Genomic DNA, 18,986 nt, shown 5'->3' with positions numbered 1-18,986 from the left:
CTGGTGTCCCACCCGGCCCGCGGAGATCGGCTGCCCGGTGGTGATGGGTCCACCCGTCCCCGGAGTCGTTCAGGAGACCGCGGTCTGACGGCGACCCGGTGCACAGGCAGCTCTCTGCGAGGGCTGGACCCCAGCCTCTGTCGGGCCGGGTCGTCGGGTCGCAGGCTCCGACCATGACCACGACCAGGAGTGCACGCCACATCGGGATCCTGCTGTTCGACGTCATGGAGGAGTTGGACGCCATCGGCCCCTGGGAGGTGTTCGCCTGGTGGACCCGGCACTTCCCCGGCGACGGCTACACCGCGACGACGTTCTCCTCCGACGGCCGGCCGGTGACGTGCGAGAAGGGCCTCGTGGTGCAGCCCCACCACAGCGTCGCCACCGTGCCGCCGTTGGACGTCCTGCTCCACCCCGGCGGGGACGGTACCCGGGCGATGCTCACCGACCGGGCGCACCTCGCCTGGCTGTGCGAGCAGCGCGCGCACGTGCCGCTGGTCACCAGCGTGTGCACGGGATCGACCGTGCTGGCGGCCGCCGGGCTCCTCCGCGGCCGCCCGGCCACCAGCAATCGCGGCGCGCTCGAGCAGCTGGGGTCCATCGACCCCACGATCACCGTCCGGCCGGGTGAGCGCTTCGTCGACGACGGCGACGTGATCACCTCCGCCGGCATCTCGGCCGGGATCGACATGGCGCTGCACATCGTCGGGCGCCTGGCCGGCCCCGAGCGGGCACAGCAGGTCCGCGAGGGCATCGAGTACGCGCCCTGACCGCGATCCGCCGGACGGTGCCTGGCCAGGCGGCCGAGCGCCAGCGCCTCACGGCGGCCCGCATCGCGGCCTCCTCGGCCGAGGTCGCTGCGCGGTCGATCCCGTGGTCGACGGCGTACAGCTCGGGCTCGACGTCCTCCCACCCGCCCTCGTCCGGGTCGGTGAGTCGATCCGCCCGCCGGTCACCCACCTCGTCTTCGAGGAGCTCACCGTCGGCGTCGCAGGCGTCCTCGAGCCCGTCGCCCTCCTGTTCGAGCGAACCGAACCGTCAGGAGGAGATGCCCACGAACTCACCCGCGGAGCTGCTGGGACAGACACCGGTGTCCGTACTCCGGCCCCTGCCGTCCGACCGGAGGGCCAGACCGTCGGGTTCCCTCCTCCTGGGGCTCACCGGTGACTGTCGGGCTGAGAGGTGGCGTCCCGGGTGAAGCCGTCGAGCCAGCGACGTACGGCCGCGAGCGCGTCCTCGGCGGACGACGCCACGGCGACCGTCACCTCCTCCGCGGGTGTCTCCGCGGTGGCGGCTCCCAGGGCCAGGAGCCGCGCCCGGAACTCGCTGGAGCCCTCGAGCCAGACACGGATGAGCAGTGCGGCACTCGGGTCGTCGACCACGTCGTCTCTCCTACGGGCTACCACGCAGCGTTGCCGGGTCCGGCATCCGAGAACCGCGCGATGCGGTCAACGTGCGAGGACCCATGCTGCGGGGTCACGCTCCGTGACGCAGTCCCCCGTACGGATGACCCGCCACCACGGACGGCGTGGCGGCTGGGCGGGCGGCGTCCCAGGACTCCAGGACCAGCGGCGCATGCCCGTCAGGTCCGACGTCGTCCGGCCCTCGCCGGGATCACCGCTCCGGACCGGACCACGCTCCTCCGGGTGCCCGGCGCTCCCCGGACAGCGACCGCCGCAGCCGCGGGATGTCCTGGACCAGTCGGGTCATCTGCTCGGTCGGGGGCACGCCGAGCTCGTCCTCCACCATCGCCCGGAAGAGCTCGTAGGCCCGCAGAGCCTCGGCGAGGTTCCCCTGGGCCAGGTGGACGCGCACGACCGTCCGGTGGGCGCTCTCCCGCAGCGGATCGGCGCGGACCGCGGCGTAGGCGGCCTCCAGGGCCTCGCAGTGGCGGCCGAGGAAGGCGAGTCGGGCCGCGACCGCCTCCAGCGCCTGCATGCGGAGCTGACGCAGCCTCTCCCGCTCGAGGAGGACCCAGTCGTCGTACCAACCGGGCAGGAGGTCGCCGAGGAGCGTCGCGTCCGGCACCGCGACCTCGTCGGCGACGCCGGGCGAGGCGATCGCCCGTTGCGCCCAGTCGTCGAGCTCCCACACGTCGACACCGACGCCCGCCGCCAGTCGCAGCGCGCTCCCCGACACCTCGATCAGTCCGGGTGTCGCCTTGTTGAGCCGCCACAACGCCGAGCGCAGGCTCCCGTGCGCGTGGTCCTCCGGCACGTCGGGCCACAGCTGGCCCGCCGTCGCCGTCCGGGTCGGCCGGTGGGACAGGCACAGGTGTGCCACCAGCCGCTGCACGCCGCGTGGCAGCTCGTCACCGGCCGACTGCTGGTGGCGGCCGGGGACCTCGAGGCGGAAGCCGTCGAGCAGCGTGACACGGGCAACCGGTGGACTGTCCACGGGCCTGGTCCTTCCTCTGGGGTCGAGCGAACGATCACCGGACGGCGCTGCCGGGACCGGTCATCCGGCTCCGGATCCGGCCGCCCGGACGACCGCCCCTGCTGGGCTCGGTGGACAGCCGATCGGGCACGGGCGGGCTCATCGGGGCGGGGTCGCTCGGGCCCGCTCGGACGGGCACGACCGCCGACGGGGCCTCGACCGTGCGGGCTGGTGGACGGCGTCGGTCACCTCACCCGCAGCGGGCTCCGGGACCGGGAGCGGCCGACCGCTCACCTGGATGGGCGCGTACGCCCCGGCCACCCCGGATCGACGAGCCGGTCAGGTGGTGCGGCTCGGCGGTGCCTGGCCGGCCCGACCGACCTCGTTCGCGCTGGTGGTCCTCAGATGCAGGTGTACGACGCTGCCCGACATGATTCCCCCTGGACGCACGCGCATGAAATGCGGAACAGGAACGCTATTCCCGTCCCGACCGCCGGGACCGTACGCACTTGTACGTACTCCGCGGGCCACACCGGCTCCGGGAGGACGTGGCCGCCGGGCCCGGACGCCCTCCGCGATCCGGCGTGACGGATTACCCTCAGCACCGTGTCGCGCACCACGAGGCGTCATGCAGCGTGGTTGGAGCTCGTCGGCGACATCCTGCAGGGACAGCCCGGGGCACGAGAGTTCCCGCACGCGCAGGTGGCGGACCTGCTCCTCGAGTCCTTCGACGCGGCCTGCTGCTCGCTGAACGTCGTGGACCACGCGTGGGTGGACCACGTCGTCGGCGGCTGGCCGGTCGGCTACCTGCCGGCGACGCCACCGTCCGGTGCCCTCCCCGACGCGACCACGCAGCCGCTCATCCGCTGGTACGCCGTCACGGGCAGCTCGGCACCCCAGATCCTGGGCCGGGTACCGCGCGCGGTGGCGGATCCGAGGATGTGCGCGCAGTGGTCGGCGTTCGCCCGTCCCTTCGGTATCACCCACCAGCTCGCGCTGCCCCTCCGAGTGGGCGCCGGCATCGAGGCCTACGTGGTCAGCCGTCCCGACGACGACTACGACGACGCCGACGCCGACCTGGCCACCCTGGTCCTGCCGGCACTGGCCGCACTGGTCCGCCAGCACCGGGTGCTCTCCGGCCTGCCGGAGTCGCAGGTCGACCGCGTCCGGGGCCGCCGCCTGACCGAGCGCGAGTTCGCCGTGCTCACGCTCCTGGGGGCAGGTCTCACCGCCCAGGCGATCGCCCGCCGCCTGAACAGCTCCCCCCGGACGGTGCACAAGCACCTCGAGCACCTGTACCGCAAGCTCGGCGTGCGGGACCGGCTGATGGCGGTCCAGCGGGCCCGGGACGCCGGCCTCCTGGCCACGCCTCCCCAGGGCGGGGGACGTCGCGGGACCGCGGACCGCACCGCGCTGGTCCCGTCCCCCCGCAGCGGGGAGCACCTCCCCGCCGTCGGGCACACCGGGCGAGGCGACGGCGGGTCCTGACGCCCGTCGGTGCAGCGGCCGGCGGTCAGGTCGCTCGGCGACCGGCGCGCCAGACCTGTGCGACGTGCCGGGTCCTGGTGATGTCGAACTCGGGGTCGCCGTCGACGAGCAGGAGGTCGGCGCGCAGCCCTGGGGTGAGCGTTCCCCGGTCGGGGAGGCCGAGTGCGGCGGCCGGGGCACTGGTCGCCGCGGCCAGGGCCGCCGTCGTCGGGAGGCCGGCCGCCACCAGCAGCACGAGCTCGTCGTGCAGGCTGACGCCGTGGGCGGTGCCCGGGCTGGAGGCGTCGGTCCCGGCCAGTATCCGCCGGCCCGCCCGGTGCAGCCGGCCGACGGTCGACACCGCGTGGCCGAGGTCGGCTCGTGCGCCCGGCGCGACCGGGAAGTCCATCTCCAGCCCGGCGCGCTGGCGCGGGTCCAGGAACCGACCGAGGTGGGGATCAGCGGCCAGGGCCCGGCCCCGGTGGTGCCCGGCGCGGGCAGCGAGCGAGGTGAGCGTGGGGATGACGAACACGTCGCCGTGCGCGACGGCGTCGAGGAACTGCGGTGCGGGCGGCTCGTCCACGAACAGGTGGGCCAGCCCGTCGACGCCCGCGCCGATGGCGACCAGCGCGTGCGCCTGGGTGAGGACGTGGGCCACCACGAGGAGACCACGGGCGTGCGCCGCGTGGACCAGTGCCCGCACCGTGTCCGCGGTCAGGGTGGGGCACGGGTGCCCCGTGGTCGTGCCGTCCTCGAGGACCACCTTGAGGAGGTGGGAGCCCTCCGCCACCCGCGCCGCCACGAAGCTCTCGGCCTCCTCCGGCCCCGCCACCGTGGGGAAGGGCGGCAGCAGCCCCCGCTCGACCAGCCGGGTCGGGTGGCCGCCCGGAGCGGTGGCGCCGATGCCGGCCGAGCGCAGATCGGCAGCACCGGGATCGGCCGCCGCCTGCTCCCGGAGGGACCCGGCGAGGTGGGGGTCGGCGAACAGGTCCACCTCCGTGGTGACCCCTGCGCGCAGCGCCGCCTGCAGCGCGCCGGGGAGGACGTGCACGTGGGCGTCGATCAGACCCGGCAGGAGGGTGCTCCCCCGGGCGTCGAGGACCGGCACGCCCGCCGGTGGGGTCAGCCGCTCGGCGAGCGCGGCGACGCGCCCGTCCCGGACCAGCAGGCAGCCAGACGGGCGGAAGCGGTGCCCGTCGAAGAGCTTGGCTCCCCGGATCAGGAGGCCGTCCGGCGCCACCGTGACCTCCACCCTCCCGTCGAGCGCGGCCGGACCGACGGCGCCCGCCGCGACCCGGTGCGGGCACCTGTCGCGACGGCCTCCGGGGAGGACCCGACCCTGCGCCACCGCACGAGGAACGGTCCGGGCGGCGCCCGGCACCGCCGCCCGCATCGCGACCCGCCCGTGGTCTGTCGACAGGGTCCCAGGATCCGGTCGGGCCGGCCTGCCGACGGGCACCCGCACGAGCCGACCGGGCCCGCTCCACCTGCCTGCGGGGAGGCGGCCCTGTCGGGTTCCCTCGGCGGTCCTAACCTCGGAGCAGTGAGCGTGGAGCGGCCCGCAGCGTCGTCGGGTGTCGGGTTCCGGTCGGAGCGTGGCCCGGTCCTCGTAGGGGTCATGCTGTCCACGGCGCTGGTGGCCATCGACGCGACGGTGATCGCGACCGCCGTCCCGTCGATCGTGGCGAGCCTCGGCGGCTTCGCCGAGTTCCCGTGGCTGTTCTCCGTCTACCTGCTCGCGCAGGCGGTGACCGTGCCGGTCTACGGCAAGCTGGCCGACGTCTTCGGGCGCAAGCCGGTGATGCTCGTCGGCATCGGCCTGTTCCTCCTCGGGTCGGTCCTCTGCGGCGTCGCGGCGAGCATGGGGACGCTCATCGCGTTCCGCGCCGTCCAGGGCCTGGGCGCCGGCGCGGTCCAGCCGATGTCGATGACGATCGTCGGTGACCTGTACTCGCTCAGGGAGCGCGCGAAGGTGCAGGGCTACATCGCCAGCGTCTGGGCCGTGTCGTCGGTCGTGGGCCCGACCCTCGGCGGTGTCTTCTCCCAGTACCTCAGCTGGCGGTGGATCTTCTTCGTCAACATCCCGCTCTGCCTGGTCGCCGCGGCGGCCATCGCCCTGCGGTTCCACGAGCAGGTGGACCGGCGCCGTCCGCGGATCGACCACGCCGGGGCGGCCACGCTCACGGTCGCCCTGACGCTGCTGGTCCTGGGGGTGCTCGAGGGCGGTCAGGCCTGGGCGTGGGGGTCCCCGCAGGGCATCGCCGTCCTCGTGACCGGCGCCGTCCTGCTCGGGCTGTTCGTCGGGATCGAGCGTCGGGCGGCCGATCCCGTCGTCCCGCTCGGGCTGCTGCGCAACCGGCTGCTCGTCGCGACGAACCTCGCATCCGCCTGCGTCGGCGCCGTGCTGCTCGGACTGACCTCCTACGTGCCGACGTTCGCGCAGGACGTCCTCGGCACCGGCCCGCTGGTCGCCGGGTTCGCGCTCGCCGCCCTGACGCTCGGCTGGCCGATCTCGGCGTCGCTGTCCGGCCGCGTCTACCTCCGGATCGGCATCCGGTCCACCGCACTGGTCGGCGCCGCGATCGTCGTCCTCGGCTCGGCGCTGCTGCTCCTGCTCGACGGGTCCTCGAGCGTGCTGCAGGTCGGCGCGACGGCGTTCGTGATCGGCCTCGGCATGGGCTTCACCGCGGCGCCGACGCTCATCGCCGCCCAGTCGGCGGTGCAGTGGCACGAGCGCGGCGTGGTCACCGGCCTCAACATGTTCTTCCGCTCCGCGGGCAGCGCCGTCGGGGTCGCCGTCTTCGGCGCGGTCGTCAACGCGACCCTCGGCGGGTCAGGGGTGGAGGGCGACCGGGTGGCGCCGGAGGCGCTCACCACCGCGGTGCACTCCGTCTTCCTGGGGACGACGGTGCTGGCCGTGGCGATGCTGGCCGCCGTGCTGCTCATGCCCCGCGACCGTGGCCGGGGTCAGACACCGGCGCAGGGGGCCACCGAGGTCGCCGCCGGCTGACCGGGTCCCCACGGTCGCGGCGAGAGCCTCCCGACCGACCGCGTCGTGCGGGCAACCGCCGGCCGTCCACGACGTCCGGGGCCCGGACGTCTCACCGCCGGGCCTCGGACGGGGAGCGCCCGTAGCGGCGGCGGTAGGCGGCGGCGAACCGGCTGGCGCTGGAGAACCCCCACGCGGCGGCGACGTCGCTGACGGTCCGGGTCGGATCGGCCATCAGCTCCGCGTGCGCGCGCTGCAGCCGGACGCCGACCAGGTACTCGGTCGGCTTGCAACCGAGCCACTCGCGGAAGCCCTCCTGCAGCCGCCGCACGCTGGTGCCGGCCAGCGCGGCCATCTCCCCGGCGGTCCACGGCCGGGCCGGGTCGTCGTGCAGCTGGTCCACCACCCGCTTGACCGTGCGGGGCCGGGCCACCACGGCACGCCCGCCGTCCGGGCAGCTGCTGAGCAGGAACCCGGCGGCGACGGCGCCGGCGAGCTGGTCGCGGACCAAGGTGCTGCCCCCGAACAGGTCCGGCGCGCGCAGGTGGGCGGAGAGGCCGGCGACGAGCTGGCGCCACGCCAGCCCCTGACCCGAGCCGAGGTCCACCTGGTCCGGCAGCGCGCCGCGGGCGCCCGCGCGGTCGCTCCCCAGCACCCGCTCGGCCTCGCGCTCGAGCCACGCGCCGTCGAACTTGACCCCGAGGACCGTGCAGGTCGCGTCCCAGTGGCTGATGAGCGACGGGGTGTCGGCCCGGAACACCGTCCCCTGCCCGGGGAGCGAGGTCACCCGGCCGTGGCGGCCCCGGCTCTCGAGGTGCCCGGTCAGCGGCATGTTGACCTCGTAGGCGCCGGGGTAGTCGCACTCGATCGCCACGTCGGCACCCCATCCCACGTGCCCCACCAGGACGTGGCCGAGGTCCAGCGTGCGCAGCGTCAGCCGCGGTGCCGACGCGCCGCCCAGCCGGCGCAGCTCGTGCGGGAAGTACGCCTCGGCGACGACGCGGGAGGCCTGCCCCCAGTCGGAGGGCCCGCCACGACGCCGGCCGGACACGCGTTCGAGGCTACCCGAGCGGCAGAGCCCCCTGAGACGACGATCACAACACCGCCGCGCGATGGGTGCAGGGACCGCGCGATGCGTGTCGTGGCTCACCGGCGCCCGGCCTAGCTTTCCGACCGACCACGGGCCACCCGTGAGGAAGACCGCGTCCGGAGGGGACCTGATGACGATCACCGACCAGCTCGCTGCTGCGACGGGGCAGCGCGACCTGTCCTGGCTCGACGCCGTCACCATGACCGAGCTCGAGCGCAACCCGTACCCCGTCTACGAGCGGCTCCGCCGGGAGGCACCGCTGGCCTTCGTGCCGGTGCTCGGCTCCTACGTCGCCTCCACCGCCGAGGTGTGCCGCTCGATCGCGACCAGCCCGGACTTCGAGGCCGTCATCACCCCGGCCGGCGGCCGGACGTTCGGCCACCCCGCGATCATCGGGGTCAACGGCGACATCCACGCCGACCTCCGCTCGATGGTCGAGCCGGCGCTGCAGCCGGTCGAGGTCGACCGGTGGATCGACGACCTGGTGCGGCCGATCGCCCGCGGCTTCCTCGAGCAGTTCGAGGACGACGGGCACGCCGAGCTGGTCGCGCAGTACTGCGAGCCGGTCAGCGTGCGCGCCCTCGGCGATCTGCTCGGCCTCGAGGACGTCCCCTCCGACCAGCTGCGCGACTGGTTCCACAAGCTGAACCGGTCGTTCACCAACGCCGCGACGGACGAGAACGGGGAGTTCGCCAACCCGGAGGGCTTCGCCGAGGGGGACGCCGCCAAGGCGGAGATCCGCTCGATCGTCGACCCGCTGATCGACCGGTGGATCGCCGAGCCCGACGACAGCGCCATCTCCCACTGGCTGCACGACGGCATGCCGCCCGGCCGGACCCGCGACCGCGAGTACATCTACCCGACGATCTACGTCTACCTCCTCGGCGCGATGCAGGAGCCGGGCCACGGCATGGCCTCCACCCTGGTCGGCCTGTCCAGCCGGCCCGAGCAGATGGAGGAGGTCGTCGACGACCCCACCCTGATCCCGCGGGCGATCTCCGAGGGCATGCGGTGGACCTCGCCGATCTGGTCGGCCACCGCGCGCATCTCCACCAGGCCGGTCACCGTCGCGGGCGTCGACCTCCCGGCCGGCACCCCGGTGATCCTGTCCTACGGGTCGGCCAACCACGACACGGGCGTCCACCAGGCGCCGACCGAGTACGACCTGCACCGTCCGCCGCTGCCGCACCTGGCCTTCGGCGCCGGCAACCACGCCTGCGCGGGCATCTACTTCGCCAACCACGTCATGCGCATCGGGCTGGAGGAGCTCTTCGAGTCCATCCCGAACCTGGAGCGAGACACCCGCGAGGGCGTGGAGTTCTGGGGCTGGGGCTTCCGCGGCCCGACGACCCTGCACGTCACCTGGGAGGTCTGAGATGGCCCACACCGTCACCGTCGGCGACCGCCGGGTCGAGTGCGCGCCCGACCAGTCCCTGCTCGACGCCTTCCTGCGGGCCGGGGTGTGGATGCCCAACTCCTGCAACCAGGGGACCTGCGGCACCTGCAAGCTGCGCGTCCTCGACGGGGAGGTCGACCACCGCGGCTCGCCGGCCGACACCCTCCCCCACGAGGAGCGGCAGGCCGGCATGGCGCTCGCCTGCCAGGCCAGCCCCCGGTGCGACACCGTCGTCAGCTCACCGACGGCCTCGGGTGCCGCCCGCGGCACCCACGCCCTGCGCGACCTGGTGGCCACCGTCCTCGACGTGGAGGACGTCGCCCGGGACACCCGGCGGCTGCTGCTCGGCCTCGACGAGCCGCTGGCGTTCTCCGCCGGCCAGTACGTCGAGCTGGTCGTCCCGGGCAGCGGCGTGCGCCGCCAGTACTCGCTGGCCAACACGCCCGACGAGGACAAGGTCCTCGAGCTGCACGTCCGGCGGGTGCCGGGTGGCATCGCCAGCGACGCCTGGCTCTTCGGGTCCGTGGCCGTCGGGGACCGGGTCGAGCTGACCGGGCCGCTGGGGGACTTCTCCCTGCCGGAGGAGGCCGACGACGAGGGCGAGCCCATGGCCTGCATCGCCGGCGGCACGGGGCTGGCCCCGTTCGTGGGCATCGTGCGGACGGCGCTGCAGCGGCGGCCCGACCGCGAGATCGTGCTCTACCACGGCGTCCGCGGGGCCGAGGACCTCTACGACGTCGACCGGTTGGCGGAGCTCGCGGCCACCCACCCGGGCTTCCGGTTCGTGCCGGTGCTGTCGGACCAGCCGGCCCCCTCCTGCCGCGCTGGCTTCCCGACCGACGCCTTCGTCGAGGACGTGGCGAGCGCGCGGGGCTGGTCAGGGTGGCTGTGCGGCCCACCCGCGATGGTCGAGGCCGGCGTCAAGGCGTTCAAGCGCCGTCGCATGGCACCCCGCCAGATCCACCGCGAGAAGTTCACCCCGGCGGATGCGCTCGGCACCGGAGCCGCGGGAGCCTGAGCCCACGCGGACCGCGTCCTGGTCCACCGAGGAGGAGTCGCGGCCGGCACCGGAGGCGTCCGGTGCCGGCCGCGGATCCTCGGCGCCCCCACGGTCACCCGGCCGTGGACACCGACCGGCCACCACCGACCATCGCCGGGGCGGTGTTCTCAGGGGACGGTGGGCTGGGCGTTGCGGACGACCTCCTGGTTGACCGCCCGGACCTGGTCGAAGTCCATCTTCTCCACCCGCCGGTCGTAGGTGAACAAGCCGTTGACCTCGTGCTCGACGTCGGTGATCTGCGTGTAGACCGCGCCGCTGATGGCTCGCTGCTGCGCGATCGGGATGAGCTCACGCTGGTTGTCCACGTACAGCCTGGTGAGCTCCGCCTCGTCCTGCGCCATCTCGTACCCGTGGCCGTCCTCGAACCACATGTGGCCGGGCACCTCGAGCCCGAAGCCACCGTGCTCCCCGTCGACGGCCACGCGGTGGTCGTCGGGCGTGGGGTCCGCGGGACCGGTGTAGGCGTGCCAGTCGATGACGTCGCCGCGGCCGCTGTCACCGAGCGAGTCGCAGCAGTTCACCCCGCTGTTCGCGTCCACGAGCCGGGTGGGGTCCTGGGCCGCGACCGAGTCGGCGATCCGCCCGGTGGCCTCCCTGCTCCACTCCCCCCAGCCCTCGTTGAACGGGACCCACCCGATCACCGACGTCCAGCTGTCGTGCTGGTCGACGATCTCGTGCAGCTGGCGCTCGAACTCGGTCCGGGCGTCCGGCGGCGGGGTCCCGCCCGTCCGCATGGAGGGCATGTCCTGCCAGACCAGCACGCCGAGCGTGTCGGCGTGGTGGTACCAGCGGTCCGGCTCGACCTTGACGTGCTTGCGGATGGCGTTGAAACCGAGGCGCTTGGTCTCGGCCACGTCGAACCGCAGCGCCTCGTCCGTCGGTGCGGTGTAGAGGCCGTCCGGCCAGTAGCCCTGGTCCAGGGTCGACATCAGGAAGAGGATCTCGTGGTTGAGGGTGATGCGCAGGCGGCCGTCCGCGCCCTGCACGGTCCCGATCTCCCGCATGCCCACGTAGGACCCGACCCGGTCGACCTCCTGGTCGCCGTCCAGCAGGGTCACCTCCAGGTCGTAGAGGAACGGGTCGTCGGGTGACCACAGGCGGGCGTCCGGGACCTGCACGTCCAGGGGCCGGCCGCGCGCTCCCTCCGCGGTCGCGACCTGCACGTCGCCATTCCTGACCACGGCCCGGACCGTGAGGCCGGAGGCGTCCCCGCCGGTGTCCACGGTCAGTGCGAGCGTGCCCGTGTCGACGTCCGTGGCCGTGTCGAGGTCCGCCACGTACGCGCGGGCGGTGACGGGCTCCATCCACACCGTCTGCCAGATGCCGGAGGAGCCGGTGTAGAAGATGCCGCGGTCCGGGACGTTCCGCTGCTTGCCGACCGGCTGCCACGTCGCGTCGGTGCGGTCCTCGACACCGACGACGATCTCCTGGGGACCCGAGGGCGCCAGGGCATCGGTGACGTCGACGGAGAACGCGGTGTAGCCGCCGGTGTGCTCGGCGACCTGGGTGCCGTTCACCCACACGGTGGCCGCGTGGTCCACGGCGCCGAAGTGGAGACGCAGCCGCTGACCGTCCCCCACCTGCCAGGACGCCGGGACCTCGAACGTCCGCCGGTACCACATGTGGTCCTCGTGCCGCTGGATGCCGGACAGCGCCGACTCGGTCGGGTACGGCACCAGGATGCTCTCGGCGAGGTCCTGGCCGACGGGCGGCGCCTCCCCCGCCGCGGCACCGGCGAACTGCCACACCCCGTTGAGGTTCTGCCAGCGGGCCCGGGTCAGCTGCGGCCGTGGGTACTCCGGCAGCGCGTTGCTCGGTGAGACCTGGTCGGTCCACGGCGTCGTCAGCCGCGGCTGGATCGGCTGCCAGCCGTCGTCGGACGGCTTCGCCGCCGCGGTGAGCAGGAAGGTCAACCCCAGCATGACCGCCGCGGTGAGCAGTGCGGTGGCGCTCGGCCGGGATGGCGCGGCGATCGTCATGGCTCCCCCTGTGGTCCTCGCGGACCGACGTCTCCGACGCCCGAGAGACCCGGCGGGCCAGGCCGCGGAGACCTCAGAGTCTGGCCCCGTCGGGGGCGCCAGGACCACCAGGGCGGCGGTACGGGAGGTGGCACCATCGCGTCATGAGCCACGGCCACGCCGTCCAGCAGGAGCTCCGCGAACCGGCGCGCGCCCTGCGCCGCGCCATCCCCGGGGTCTACGACGGATACCGCCAGATGCACGCCGCCGCGTACGCCGCAGGTGCCCTGGACCAGAAGACCAAGGAGTTGATCGCGCTCGCCATCGCGGTGGGCAAGGAGTGCGACGGCTGCATCGCGTCGCACGCCCGTGGCGCCGTCCGCACCGGCGCGACCGAGTCGGAGGTCGCCGAGGCGCTCGGCGTCGCCATCGCGATGAACGGCGGACCGGGCACCGTGTACGGCCCGCGCGCGTTCGCGGCCTTCCGCGAGTTCGCGGAGGAGGCCGATCCCGAGCAGGGCTGACCCGGCCGATCACGGCCGTGTCCATGATGCCGGGGCAGGTGGCGTGGATCCGGATGCCGACACCATCACGCTGGCAGCCCCTGTCGAGGCGGCCAGCGTGGGCAGCCACCCGCGGTGGCGGAGGCGGCGAGGCGCGGTCGGCCGACGGGCCTGCGGCGCGCCGGCAGCGCGAGCGTGCCGGCGCAGGAGCAACCAGGTGACCACGACGACGACCGGCAGGCCGGCCAGGGCGAGCACGCCGTTCAGGAGCGGCGCGGCGGCGCCCGCCGCAGTGCCCGCTGCGACCAGACCCCACGACCACAGCAGCGCCGCGGGGACCGTTCCCCGCAGCATGGTCGACAGCGGCACCCCGGATCGGGCGGCGATGCGCGGTGCGAGCGTCCGCGACCCGGTGACGAGCTGCGACATCCCCGCCATGCGCACCGGCCGCCGTGCGACGGCGTCCGACCACGGCCCCGCTGAGCGGTCCGCCAGGTCCCGCGCCCACCCGGGCAGCAACCGCCCGAGCGGCCCGCCGGTCGGCAGGAGCGTGCCAGGGCCGGCGCGCGCGGCGCAGCGGTGACCGAGCACGGCGCCTCCCACCGTGGCGGCGGCCACGGTCAGTGCGGCCACCGGCACCGGGACCAGCCCGGCGCCGGCGAGGACGCCGACGCCGACCACCAGCGACGAGCCGGTCAGCACCAGGCCGATGAGCAGGCCCGACTCGGCCACGAGCACGACCGCGACCACCGCCGGGACGGTGCACGCGGGCAGGGTGCTGAGCCAGTCCATCAGCCGGCCCACGCCGGGGTGCTCGAGGTGCCGACGACGTGGCCGGACCCGTGGCGGATGCCGGCGCCGATCGTCTGGGCGCCGTCCCTCCCGGACCCGCCCTCGGGGGTCCTGGTGCGGAGCGCGCGCTCGGTCACCGCGCGCCCGGTGCGGCCGCGGTCGGCCTGCATCATGGCTGCCTCCTGGTCTGCTGGGTGGTCCGGCCGCCGGCGGTTCGGGTGCTCAGGCGTCGAGGTCGTCGGCGAAGCGGCGGGACCCACCGCCCTCGGTGTGCATCGCCCAGAGCGTGTCGGCGAGGGTCGCGGCGGCACGGTCGAGTCCAGCAGTCAGCGAGGCGGGGTCGCGGACGTCCGCGGCGTAGCCGCGTGCGGTGCTGCCCTGCGCGGTCAGCTGCGCGGCGAGCTCGTCGACGTGTTCCTGACGGCGGGCGAGCAGGGCGACGTCGAAGCCCTGCCGGCCGAAGCGGCGGGGGGCGGCGGCGCCGAGGCCGCGGCCGGCGCCCGCGATCGCGATGGTGGTCATGGTCTGCCTCCAGGAACGGAGCGGCGCTGGAGCACGGAGATGGCGATCGTGGGGATGAGGGTCAGCGCAGCGAAGGTCGTCCCCACCACGGCGGGACCGATCGCCCCGAGTTCGGAGTCGAGGGCGCAGCCGGCGGTCCAGGAGCCGACCGCGGTGCCGAGGTTGTACGCCGAGACCGACATGGCCACTCCCAGCGTGGGCGCGACGCCGGCGAAGCGGACCGCCAGCGAGGACAGCACCGGGTTGGCGCTCAACCCGAGGAGGCCGAGCACGACCACCAGCAGCACCGTGGGGACGATGTAGGCGGACAGCAGGCAGATCGCCAGCAGCACGACCGTGGTCGACGCGGCGACGGCGATGGTCGTCGCGTGCGGGCGGGCGTCGCCGAGGCGGCCTCCGACGATCGTGCCGATGAGCGAGCCGACGCCGAAGCCGACGAGCACCAGCGGCACCCATCCGGGCGCGATCCCGGCCCGGTCGGTCAGCAGCGGGGCGATGTAGGAGTAGGCCGAGAGCACGCCGCCGGTCGTGGTCGCGCAGGCGGCCAGCACCAGCCACAGCCGGCCGGACCGCATCGCACCGAGTTCCGACCGCAGGGTCACCGACCGCTGGTCGCCCTCCTCGCGCGGGACGTGCCGGGCGATCAGCGGCACGGCGACCAGCGCGAGGCCGGCCAGGGCCCAGAACGGGCCGCGCCAGCCGGACAGCTGGCCGGCGAACGCGCCCAGCGGCACGCCGACGACGTTGGCGAGCATGCCCCCGGCGCCGACCAGGCCGAGGGCGCGGGCGCTGGCGCCAGGACCGGCGGCGCGAGTGGCCGCCACCGACGCCACGGACCAGAACGCCCCGGTCGCCCAGGCGGTCACGAACCGGGCGGCCAACAGCAGCGGGAAGCTGCTGCCGATCGCGACGACGACGTGGCCTACCGCGAAGACGACGAGCGCAAGCACCAGGGTCGTCCGTCGGAGGATCCGCCGGGTCAGCAGCGCCATCGTCGGAGAGCCGACGACCATGCCGACCGCGAAGACCGTGATCAGCAGTCCGGCCTGGGCCACGCCCACCTGGAGGTCGCCGGCGATCTCCGGCAGCAGGCCCGCGACGACGAACTCGGTGGTGAGCATGAGGAACGTGCCGACCGCCAGCACGTGCACGACGAAGGGGAGCCGTACCGGCCGCGGCGTCGGGGATCCACCGTCGGGGGCCGGGCCGGCGGGCGACGCCGCCGACCCGGCCGGGCGGGTCAGTTGGTCCGAGGTCACCGCAGGGTGGCGGTGTCGATGACGAACCGGTAGCGGACGTCGGAGGCCAGGACCCGCTCGTAGGCGTCGTTGACCTGGTCGGCGGCGATGACCTCGACCTCGGCGCCGATGCCGTGCGCGGCGCAGAAGTCGAGCATCTCCTGGGTCTCGGCGATGCCGCCGATCATGGAGCCGGCGTAGCTGCGGCGGCCGCCGATGAGGGAGAAGACGTTGAGGCTCAGCGGCTCGGCGGGGGCGCCGACGTTGACCAGCGCGCCACCCACGGCCAGCAGCGAGAGGTACGCGTCGACGTCGATCGGTGCGCTGACGGTGTTGACGACCAGGTCGAACCGGCCGGCCAGCTCCCTGAAGGTGTCCGGGTCGCTGGTGGCGAAGTAGGCGTCGGCGCCCAGGCGCAGGCCGTCTTCCTGCTTCTTCAGCGACTGCGACAGCACGGTCACCTCCGCGCCCATCGCGTGTGCGAGCTTGACGGCCATGTGCCCCAGGCCGCCGAGGCCGACGACCGCGACCCGCTTGCCGGGGCCGGCGCCCCAGTGGCGCAGCGGGCTGTAGGTGGTGATGCCCGCGCACAGCAGCGGGGCCGCCGCCGCGGAGTCGATGCCGTCGGGCACCCGGAGCACGAAGCCGGCATCGACCACCACGTGGGTGGAGTAGCCGCCCTGGGTGGTGCTGCCGTCGCGGTCGGTGGCGGCGTAGGTGCCGACCATGCCGTTCAGGCAGTACTGCTCGTCGCCGTTGCGGCAGTTGGCGCAGTGCCCGCAGGAGTTGACCATGCAGCCGACGCCGACGCGGTCGCCGACCTGGTGCGTGGTGACGTCGGTGCCGACCTGGGCGACGACGCCGACGATCTCGTGGCCGGGCACGACGGGGAAGGGCTGCGGGCCCCAGTCGCCGTTGACGGTGTGGATGTCGGAGTGGCAGATGCCGGCGTGCGTGATCTCGATGAGGACGTCAGTGGCGCCGACGTCCCGGCGCTCGATGGTGGTGGGGGCCAGGGGCCGGCCGGCAGCCGGGGCGGCGTAGGCGTTGACGCGCATGGGGAGTGGTCCTTCCGTGGTGGGGTGGGTCGGCGGTCAGTCGGCGGCCGGGGCGGCGGCGTACTCCTCGTCGGTGACGGGGGTCAGCCAGTGCACGACGGCGTGGTCGGCGTCGGCCTCGTTGATGGCCAGGTGGACCATGAGCCGGTTCGGCGCCGCCCCGTGCCAGTGCTCCTCGTCGGCCTCGAACAGGACGCGGTCGCCGGGACGGATGACCTCGATCGGGCCGCCCCGGCGCTGGCACAGGCCGACGCCCTCGGTGACGAACACGTTCTGACTCAGCGGGTGGCGATGCCAGTGGGTGCGCGCGCCGGGCATGAAGTGCACCAGGTTGGCGGTGACCCGGGACGGCGCCGGTGCGGCGGCGACGGCGTCGATGTAGTCCCCCGCAAGCGGGAGGTGCCCCCAATCGGGGGTGGACCAGTCGGCGGGGCCCTTGGCGGTGTCGATGGAGCTCCGGGTGATCTGCACGGTCGTCCTCCTCGGTACGGGTCCGCTCAGACGGTGAGCAGGGTCTTGATCGCGCGCCGCTCGTCCATCGCGCGGTAGCCCTCGGCGGCCTGCTCCAGCGGGAGCTCGAGGTCGAAGACCCTGCCCGGGTCGATCGCCCGGGTGCAGATGAGGTCGATCAGCTCGGGGAGGAACCGGCGCACCGGCGCGGGCCCGCCGTGCAGGTGGACGCCGGAGAAGAACAGCTCCTCGCCGGGCAGCGAGACGTCGTGGGAGACCCCGACGTAGCCGACGTGCCCGCCGGGGCGGGTGGCGCGGATGGCCTGCATCATCGACTCCTGGGTGCCGACGGCCTCGATGACCGAGTGCGCGCCCAGCCCGCCGGTGAGGTCCTTGAGGCGGGCCACGCCCTCGTCGCCGCGTTCGACCACGACGTCGGTGGCGCCGAACTCCCGCGCCAGCCGCTGACGGGGCTCGTGCCGGCTCATCGCGATCACCCGCTCGGCCCCCAGCTGCTTCGCGGCCAGGACGCCGAGCAGGCCGACGGCGCCGTCACCGACCACGGCGACGGTCTTGCCCGGGCCGGCCTCGGCGGCGACGGCGGCGAACCAGCCGGTGCCCAGCACGTCGGAGGCGGCCAGCAGGCCGGGCACCAGGTCGTCGGAGGGCAGGTCGGGGGTGGCGACCAGGGTGCCGTCGGCCAGCGGGATGCGGGCGTACTGGGCCTGCGCGCCGGTGGGGGCGCCGGGCTGCCGGTTGACGCAGTGGGTCTGGTAGCCGGCGCGACAGATCTCGCAGGTGTTGTCGGAGGCGAAGAACGAGCCGACGACGAACTGCCCGGGCCGCACCGTGGTGACCTCGCCGCCGACCTCCTCGACGATGCCGACGTACTCGTGACCCATCGGGGCCGGCCCGTCCACCGCCTCGATGCCGCGGTAGGGCCACAGGTCCGACCCGCACACGCAGGTGGCGGCCAGCCGGATGACCGCGTCGGTGGGCTGCTCGATGCCCGGATCCGGGCGCTCCTCGACGCGGACGTCGCCGGGGGCGTGGAGAACGGCTCCTCGCAAGACGGTGCTCCTTCTGGAGTGGATGGGCGGTGGACTCCACGGAACGCCTCAGGGCGCGGGCGTGGGAGGTCGGGTTTGTGGGGGGTAGAAGCTCGACCTCCCTCCACCGGCCGGTCGACGTAGCGTCGACGGCGTGGACAACCGCTCCGACATCCGCGACTTCCTCGCCAGCCGGCGCGCCCGGATCACCCCGGAGCAGGCCGGGCTGCTGCCCGGCGGGGGTCGGCGGCGGGTGCCCGGCCTGCGCCGGGAGGAGGTCGCCGTCCTCGCCGGGGTGAGCACCGACTGGTACACCCGGCTGGAGAAGGGCCACATCACCGGGGTGTCCGAGGACGTCCTCGAGGCCGTCGCCCGGGCGTTGCAGCTGGACGAGGCCGAGCGGACCTACCTGTTCGACCTCGCCCGCGCCGCCGCCAGGCCGACCCGCGCGCCCCAGCGCCGGAGCAAGGCGCAGATCCAGCCGCGGGTGCAGTGGATGCTGGACTCGATGACGGGGTCGGCCGCGTTCGTCGCCAACGGCCGCCTGGACATCCTCGCCACCAACACCCTGGGGTGGGCGCTGCACTCACCGATGTTCGGCAGCCCGCAGCGGCCGGCGAACTTCGCCCGGTTCCAGTTCCTCGACCCTCAGGCGCACGAGTACTACTCCGACTGGGAGGCCGCGGCCACCATCACCGTCGCCCTGCTCCGCGCCGAGGCCGGTCGCCGCCCGCACGACACGCAGCTGCGCGAGCTCGTCGGGGAGCTCTCCACGGTCAGCGAGGAGTTCCGCACCCGCTGGGCCGCGCACAACGTCCGCATCCACCACAACGGCGCCAAGCACTTCCACCACCCCGTCGTCGGCGCGCTCGACCTGAACTACTGGACGCTCGAGCTGCCCACCGAGGACCGCTCGGACCTCCGCCTGACCATCTACACCGCCGAACCGGGGTCGGCGTCGGAGGACGGGCTCAAGCTGCTCGCCAGCTGGGCCGCGACCAGCACCGCCGTCCAGACCGCCGGCGAGCCCACCGGCTGAGG

General features: G+C 74.3%; 20 protein-coding genes. 7 read left to right on the top strand and 13 right to left on the bottom strand.

The annotated features are described in order from the left end of the window. Window positions 1-173 precede the first annotated feature (173 nt). Entirely contained in the window at window positions 174-767 is a 594-nt protein-coding gene (locus ACWIX7_RS25020; protein WP_448619102.1) for a DJ-1/PfpI family protein, read from the top strand. Here the strand turns inward: ACWIX7_RS25020 and ACWIX7_RS25015 are convergent. The 3 genes from ACWIX7_RS25015 to ACWIX7_RS25005 form a co-directional block, all read right to left on the bottom strand. Next, window positions 655-957, bottom strand: a complete 303-nt coding sequence (locus ACWIX7_RS25015; RefSeq protein ID WP_448619101.1) for a DUF5709 domain-containing protein — start codon at window positions 955-957, stop codon at window positions 655-657. The two genes, ACWIX7_RS25020 and ACWIX7_RS25015, sit on opposite strands and share 113 nt — an antisense overlap. A 197-nt stretch (window positions 958-1,154) precedes the next feature. Further along, window positions 1,155-1,379: a hypothetical protein gene (locus ACWIX7_RS25010; RefSeq protein WP_448619100.1), complete on the bottom strand. Its 225-nt coding sequence runs from the start codon at window positions 1,377-1,379 to the stop codon at window positions 1,155-1,157. Window positions 1,380-1,611: 232 nt separating this feature from the next. Then, window positions 1,612-2,394 carry an AfsR/SARP family transcriptional regulator gene (locus ACWIX7_RS25005; protein ID WP_448619099.1) on the bottom strand — a complete coding sequence of 261 codons (783 nt, stop codon included), beginning with the start codon at window positions 2,392-2,394 and terminating at the stop codon, window positions 1,612-1,614. A gap of 585 nt (window positions 2,395-2,979) precedes the next feature. Between ACWIX7_RS25005 and ACWIX7_RS25000 the strand changes: the two genes are divergently transcribed. Beyond that, on the top strand, window positions 2,980-3,861 hold the full coding sequence (locus tag ACWIX7_RS25000; RefSeq protein WP_448619098.1) for a response regulator transcription factor: 882 nt from the start codon (window positions 2,980-2,982) through the stop codon (window positions 3,859-3,861). A gap of 25 nt (window positions 3,862-3,886) precedes the next feature. On the opposite strand, the gene ACWIX7_RS24995 is transcribed toward ACWIX7_RS25000, so the two are convergent. Continuing rightward, the gene (locus ACWIX7_RS24995; protein ID WP_448619097.1) at window positions 3,887-5,080 is read right to left on the bottom strand and encodes an amidohydrolase family protein; all 1,194 of its coding nucleotides are present in this window, start codon (window positions 5,078-5,080) and stop codon (window positions 3,887-3,889) included. 378 nt (window positions 5,081-5,458) lie between these two features. Here ACWIX7_RS24995 and ACWIX7_RS24990 point away from each other — a divergent pair, with 378 nt between their 5' ends. Then, window positions 5,459-6,850: an MDR family MFS transporter gene (locus ACWIX7_RS24990; RefSeq protein WP_448619096.1), complete on the top strand. Its 1,392-nt coding sequence runs from the start codon at window positions 5,459-5,461 to the stop codon at window positions 6,848-6,850. Between the two features lie 91 nt (window positions 6,851-6,941). Here the strand turns inward: ACWIX7_RS24990 and ACWIX7_RS24985 are convergent, their stop codons facing one another. Continuing rightward, entirely contained in the window at window positions 6,942-7,880 is a 939-nt protein-coding gene (locus ACWIX7_RS24985) for an AraC family transcriptional regulator (protein WP_448619095.1), read from the bottom strand. Window positions 7,881-8,049: 169 nt separating this feature from the next. On the opposite strand from ACWIX7_RS24985, the gene ACWIX7_RS24980 reads away from it, so the two are divergent. Next, entirely contained in the window at window positions 8,050-9,294 is a 1,245-nt protein-coding gene (locus ACWIX7_RS24980) for a cytochrome P450 (protein ID WP_448619094.1), read from the top strand. A gap of 1 nt (window position 9,295) precedes the next feature. Next, on the top strand, window positions 9,296-10,333 hold the full coding sequence (locus ACWIX7_RS24975; protein WP_448619093.1) for a 2Fe-2S iron-sulfur cluster-binding protein: 1,038 nt from the start codon (window positions 9,296-9,298) through the stop codon (window positions 10,331-10,333). 149 nt (window positions 10,334-10,482) lie between these two features. On the opposite strand, the gene ACWIX7_RS24970 is transcribed toward ACWIX7_RS24975, so the two are convergent. Further along, window positions 10,483-12,354, bottom strand: coding sequence for a glycoside hydrolase family 2 protein (locus ACWIX7_RS24970; RefSeq protein WP_448619092.1), 1,872 nt, complete (start codon window positions 12,352-12,354; stop codon window positions 10,483-10,485). 143 nt (window positions 12,355-12,497) lie between these two features. On the opposite strand from ACWIX7_RS24970, the gene ACWIX7_RS24965 reads away from it, so the two are divergent. Further along, a complete protein-coding gene (locus tag ACWIX7_RS24965; protein ID WP_448619091.1) occupies window positions 12,498-12,857 on the top strand; it encodes a carboxymuconolactone decarboxylase family protein in 360 nt (119 codons plus the stop codon). A 9-nt stretch (window positions 12,858-12,866) separates the two neighbouring features. Here the strand turns inward: ACWIX7_RS24965 and ACWIX7_RS24960 are convergent, their stop codons facing one another. Genes ACWIX7_RS24960 through ACWIX7_RS24930 form a run of 7 tightly spaced genes read right to left on the bottom strand, consistent with a single transcriptional unit; the run spans window position 12,867 to window position 17,966 of the window. Next, entirely contained in the window at window positions 12,867-13,640 is a 774-nt protein-coding gene (locus ACWIX7_RS24960) for a hypothetical protein (protein WP_448619090.1), read from the bottom strand. Then, complete coding sequence (locus tag ACWIX7_RS24955; protein ID WP_448619089.1) at window positions 13,628-13,801, bottom strand: hypothetical protein; 174 nt, start codon at window positions 13,799-13,801, stop codon at window positions 13,628-13,630. The genes ACWIX7_RS24960 and ACWIX7_RS24955 overlap by 13 nt, the downstream gene beginning before the upstream one ends. A 49-nt stretch (window positions 13,802-13,850) precedes the next feature. Beyond that, the gene (locus tag ACWIX7_RS24950) at window positions 13,851-14,150 is read right to left on the bottom strand and encodes an SDR family NAD(P)-dependent oxidoreductase (RefSeq protein WP_448619088.1); all 300 of its coding nucleotides are present in this window, start codon (window positions 14,148-14,150) and stop codon (window positions 13,851-13,853) included. Continuing rightward, window positions 14,147-15,409: an MFS transporter gene (locus ACWIX7_RS24945; protein WP_448619087.1), complete on the bottom strand. Its 1,263-nt coding sequence runs from the start codon at window positions 15,407-15,409 to the stop codon at window positions 14,147-14,149. Before ACWIX7_RS24945 ends, ACWIX7_RS24950 begins: the two co-directional genes overlap by 4 nt. Then, the gene (locus ACWIX7_RS24940; protein ID WP_448619086.1) at window positions 15,406-16,446 is read right to left on the bottom strand and encodes an NAD(P)-dependent alcohol dehydrogenase; all 1,041 of its coding nucleotides are present in this window, start codon (window positions 16,444-16,446) and stop codon (window positions 15,406-15,408) included. Before ACWIX7_RS24940 ends, ACWIX7_RS24945 begins: the two co-directional genes overlap by 4 nt. Window positions 16,447-16,482: 36 nt before the next feature. Next, the gene (locus tag ACWIX7_RS24935; protein WP_448619085.1) at window positions 16,483-16,917 is read right to left on the bottom strand and encodes a (R)-mandelonitrile lyase; all 435 of its coding nucleotides are present in this window, start codon (window positions 16,915-16,917) and stop codon (window positions 16,483-16,485) included. Between the two features lie 26 nt (window positions 16,918-16,943). Further along, window positions 16,944-17,966: a zinc-dependent alcohol dehydrogenase family protein gene (locus ACWIX7_RS24930; protein ID WP_448619084.1), complete on the bottom strand. Its 1,023-nt coding sequence runs from the start codon at window positions 17,964-17,966 to the stop codon at window positions 16,944-16,946. A gap of 133 nt (window positions 17,967-18,099) precedes the next feature. Between ACWIX7_RS24930 and ACWIX7_RS24925 the strand changes: the two genes are divergently transcribed. Beyond that, on the top strand, window positions 18,100-18,984 hold the full coding sequence (locus ACWIX7_RS24925; protein ID WP_448619083.1) for a helix-turn-helix transcriptional regulator: 885 nt from the start codon (window positions 18,100-18,102) through the stop codon (window positions 18,982-18,984). Window positions 18,985-18,986 lie beyond the last annotated feature (2 nt).

The organism is Geodermatophilus sp. URMC 65 (assembly GCF_053502545.1).
Note: the sequence above shows the minus strand (reverse complement) of the source record. Positions and strands in the feature narration are given on the sequence as shown.